The organism is Stenotrophomonas sp. P5_B8 (assembly GCF_054049855.1).
In genome coordinates, this window is record NZ_JBFULO010000347.1 from 1 (window position 1) to 4331 (window position 4331).

At 66.5% G+C, this 4331-nt stretch carries 4 protein-coding genes and 1 pseudogene; 1 reads left to right on the plus strand and 4 read right to left on the minus strand.

Annotated features, from left to right (window positions below):
* The 4 genes and pseudogenes from eno to ACXJKH_RS16050 all read right to left on the minus strand — a co-directional run.
* Positions 1 to 356, minus strand: a pseudogene (gene eno, locus ACXJKH_RS16035) (phosphopyruvate hydratase); the annotation flags it as partial.
* Between the two features lie 137 nt (positions 357 to 493).
* Positions 494 to 847 carry a hypothetical protein gene (locus ACXJKH_RS16040; protein WP_256774134.1) on the minus strand — a complete coding sequence of 118 codons (354 nt, stop codon included), beginning with the start codon at positions 845 to 847 and terminating at the stop codon, positions 494 to 496.
* A gap of 37 nt (positions 848 to 884) precedes the next feature.
* A complete protein-coding gene (locus ACXJKH_RS16045) occupies positions 885 to 2549 on the minus strand; it encodes a CTP synthase (protein ID WP_457320780.1) in 1665 nt (554 codons plus the stop codon).
* Positions 2550 to 2930: 381 nt separating this feature from the next.
* Positions 2931 to 3170, minus strand: a complete 240-nt coding sequence (locus tag ACXJKH_RS16050) for a hypothetical protein (RefSeq protein WP_256774136.1) — start codon at positions 3168 to 3170, stop codon at positions 2931 to 2933.
* Positions 3171 to 3333: 163 nt separating this feature from the next.
* Here ACXJKH_RS16050 and ACXJKH_RS16055 point away from each other — a divergent pair.
* Positions 3334 to 4331, plus strand: a 998-nt coding sequence (locus ACXJKH_RS16055; protein WP_457320782.1) for an ATP-binding protein, incomplete at its 3' end; no start/stop codon positions are given.

Here is a 4331-nt window from a genome sequence, read left to right on the forward strand (position 1 = left end):
GCGTTGGCCAGGGAAACCCCCAGCAGCGCGTTGGCGCCCAGGCGGCCCTTGTTCTCGGTGCCGTCCAGATCGATCAGGCGACGGTCCAGGCCTTCCTGGTCGGCGGCATCGAAGCCCTTGAGCGCATTGGCGATCGTGGTGTTGACGTTGGACACGGCATTGCGCACGCCCTTGCCCAGGTAGCGGGTCTTGTCGCCGTCGCGCAGTTCCACCGCTTCCTTGGTGCCGGTCGAGGCACCCGACGGAACCGCGGCGCGGCCGAACGAACCGTCCTCGAGGATGACTTCAGCTTCCAGCGTGGGATTGCCACGGCTGTCGAGGATTTCACGGGCGTGGATGCTGCGGATCGTGGTCATAGCGGGCCGGTTACCAGTCAGGAAGGGGAAACGCCAGAAAGTAGCGTTGAAAAGCTGCCGCGTGATTATCGCCATCCGCCTGCCGCTTGCCAAATCGGCATTGCGACGCGGTCGCCGGCCAACGCCGAGTCACGCGGTCAGAGCAGCGCAGGCACCAGCAGCACGGCCAGCAGCAACGCCATCAGCGCAAGCGCGGCGCCACCGCCGACGGCCTGCCGATGGAGCCGGATGGCCAGCACGCTGGCGATGAGGCCGCCGAGCAGGGTCGCCCCGCCCAGCGCGAGCGTGGCGTACAGGTACGGCGCGGTGGCCTGCATCGCGTGGCTGCCGTCACCGGGCATGCCGACACTGGCCATGACCAGCACCATCAACATGAAGGCACAGGCCCAGGCCCCGATCGACAGCAGCAGCGCGGCCCAGCCCCACGGCCAGGCGCGCCAGTGCCGGCGCTGGCGGCGCGCTTCCAGCGCCGCCCACGGATCCTGGCTCATGCCGGCCGCCCGCACCGATGGCGGCTGCATGCGGCGATCAGACGCCTGCTGCCTGCGGCAACGCGCCGCCGGCCTTGCGCTCGCGCGCCGCACGGATGAAGCCGATGAACAGCGGATGGCCTTCGCGCGGCGTGGACAGGAACTCCGGATGCGCCTGGCAGGCCAGGAACCACGCGTGCTGGTCGCGCGGCAGCTCGATCACTTCCACCAGGGTGTCATCCATCGACTTGCCGGCAATCACCAGGCCGGCGTCTTCCAGCTGGGTGCGGTAGCGGTTGTTGAACTCGTAGCGGTGGCGATGACGCTCGGACACGACATCCTTGCCGTACAGCTCGCGGGCCAGCGTGCCCGGCTTGAGCCGCTGCTCCTGCAGGCCCAGGCGCATGGTGCCACCGAGGTCGCTCTTGTCGTCGCGCTTTTCCACATCACCGGTGGCGGTGCGCCATTCGGTGATCAGGCCGATCACCGGATTAGGCGACTGGCGGTCGTTCTCGGTGCTGTTGGCACCGTCCAGGTTGGCCACGTGGCGGGCGAAATCGACCACTGCGGCCTGCATGCCGTAGCAGATGCCGAAGTACGGCACGTTCTGCTCACGGGCGAACTGCGAGGTCAGCACTTTGCCTTCGAAACCACGGTCACCGAAGCCGCCCGGCACCAGGATGCCGTCGACATCCTTCAGCGCGGCCATGTCGGTGCCTTCCAGCTCCTGTGCTTCCAGCCACTTCAGGTTGACCTTGGTGCGCTGGCGCAGGCCGCCATGCTTGAGCGCCTCGCCGACCGACTTGTAGGCGTCCTGGTGGTCCACGTACTTGCCGACCACCGCGATGGTGACCTCGTCCAGCGGGTGCAGGGTGGCGTCCACCGCCGCTTCCCACTCGGACAGATCGACCGGACCGGCCTTGTCGCCCAGCTTGAGCTGGTTGATGACGATCTCGTCCAGACCCTGCGCGTGCAGGCCCATCGGGATGCGGTACAGCACGTCCACATCCGGCACGCTGATCACCGCGCGCTCGGAAACGTTGGTGAACTGGGCGATCTTGCGGCGTTCCGAATCCGGCACGACCTGCTCGGAACGGCACAGCAGCACGTCCGGCTGGATGCCGATCGAGCGCAGTTCCTTGACCGAGTGCTGGGTCGGCTTGGTCTTCAACTCACCGGCCGCGGCGATGTACGGCACCAGGGTCAGGTGCATGAACAGCGCCATCTCCGGGCCGCGCTCGGTGCGGACCTGGCGGATGGCCTCCAGGAACGGCAGCGATTCGATATCGCCCACGGTGCCGCCGATTTCCACCAGCGCCACGTCGAAGCCTTCGGTGGCCTCGTCCATGCAGCGGCGGATTTCATCGGTGATGTGCGGGATGACCTGCACGGTGGCGCCGAGGTAGTCGCCGCGGCGCTCCTTGCGGATCACGTTCTCGTAGATGCGGCCGGTGGTGACCGAGTTCTTGCGGCTCAGGCGGGTGCGCACGAAGCGCTCGTAGTGGCCCAGGTCCAGGTCGGTCTCGGCGCCGTCGTCGGTGACGTAGACCTCGCCGTGCTGGAACGGGCTCATGGTGCCCGGGTCGACGTTGATGTACGGGTCGAGCTTCATCATCGTGACGCGCAGGCCACGGGCTTCAAGGATGGAGGCGAGTGACGCGGCGGCAATGCCTTTGCCGAGCGAGGACACTACGCCGCCGGTTACGAAGATCAAGGGAGTCATGGCTGGGGGTGTCCTGTCAGGAAGGGGGAGACGACGCCGGCGCGCGGGGCGACGGACGACGCAAAGGGAAAATGGAGGGGGATCGGGCCGCCGGCTGCGGAGGACACACGCGCCGGGGACGGGATCGGGGAAGCAGCGAAGCGGCCGGTCGGCGAGGTCGGGTTGGCCGTGCCGGTCGCTGAATGGACCGTCACCTCCTGCCTACCCTGCTGGCGATCGCGCACGATCAGGCCAGTCCATTCGCTGATGGATGACACATACTGCTCCCGGAAAGCGCTAGTTTACAGATTGAAGGCCACAAGCCCAAGCGCTGGCATGCGGCCTTCACAAAAAAAAGACGCCCCGGCAGTGCCGGGGCGTCCATGAGGGCATCKGAAGGGGTCAGCGCTTCTTCTTCGCCTCTTCCTCTTCTTCCTTCTGCGGGGCCTGCTCGCCCTTGGCCTTCATCTCGGCGGTGGCCTGGGCGCGGCGCTTGGCCTTGGCGTCGGCCTCGGACTGGGCCTTGTCGGCCTGCTCGCCCAGCTGCGGCGTGGGCTGGCCCTGTCCGGCGTTCTGCGCCATAGCCAGCGGCACGGCCAGGACGGCGGCGGCAATGGCAACGATGGTCAGCAACTTCTTCATGGGATGGCTCCTCGCGGTCTCGGCTTGGGATGGGGATTCCGGGGGACGGATTCCACCAGGCACAGTCTATCGAACCCCGGTCGGCCGGGCCCTGAACGTGTGGCGTGCAAAAAAACCGTCCAGACCGCAAACTTCGCCGTCGCTTTGCGCTTTATGAAGACAGATGAACGCCCGCTATAACGCCGCCGATATTGAAGTCCTGTCCGGCCTGGACCCGGTCAAGCGCCGCCCCGGCATGTACACCGACACCGCGCGCCCGAACCATCTGGCGCAGGAAGTCATCGACAATGCCGTCGACGAAGCCCTGGCCGGGCATGCCCGTACGGTCGAGGTCACCCTGTACAAGGATGGCAGCTGCGAGGTCAGCGATGACGGCCGTGGCATGCCCGTGGACATCCACCCCGAGGAGAAAATCCCCGGCGTCGAACTGATCCTGACCCGCCTGCACGCGGGCGGCAAGTTCAACAACAAGAACTACACCTTCTCCGGCGGCCTGCATGGCGTAGGCGTCAGCGTGGTCAATGCGCTGTCGACCCTGGTCGAGGTGCATATCAAGCGCGACGGCAGCGAACACCGCATCACCTTCCGCAATGGCGATCGCGCCACCCCGCTGGAAGTGGTCGGCAGCGTCGGCAAGAAGAACACCGGTACCCGCGTGCGGTTCTGGGCCGACCCGAAGTATTTCGATACGCCCAAATACAACCTGCGCGCGCTGCGCCATCTGCTGCGCGCCAAGGCCGTGCTGTGCCCGGGACTGACCGTCAAGTTGCGCGACGAAGCCACCGACGAGCAGGACAGCTGGTACTACGAAGACGGCCTGAGCGACTACCTCAAAGCCGAACTCGGCGAGCGCGAGATGCTGCCGGCCGATCTGTTCGTGGGCCACCTCAAGAAAGAAAATGAAATCGTGGACTGGGCCCTGGCCTGGATCCCCGAGGGTGAGCTGGTCCAGGAGAGCTACGTCAACCTGATCCCGACCGCCCAGCACGGCACCCACGCCAATGGCCTGCGTACCGGCCTGACCGAGGCGTTGCGCGAGTTCTGCGACTTCCGCAACCTGCTGCCGCGCGGCGTCAAGCTGGCCCCGGAAGATGTGTKGGACCGCGTGTCGTTCGTGCTGTCGCTGAAGATGACCGACCCGCAGTTCAGCGGCCAGACCAA

Bases quoted from the DNA above. Each gene is read 5' to 3' on its own strand.
- ACXJKH_RS16050 (WP_256774136.1), bottom strand. From the start codon at position 3,170: ATGAAGAAGTTGCTGACCATCGTTGCCATTGCCGCCGCCGTCCTGGCC.
- ACXJKH_RS16045 (WP_457320780.1), bottom strand. From the start codon at position 2,549: ATGACTCCCTTGATCTTCGTAACCGGCGGCGTAGTGTCCTCGCTCGGC.
- ACXJKH_RS16040 (WP_256774134.1), bottom strand. From the start codon at position 847: ATGAGCCAGGATCCGTGGGCGGCGCTGGAAGCGCGCCGCCAGCGCCGG.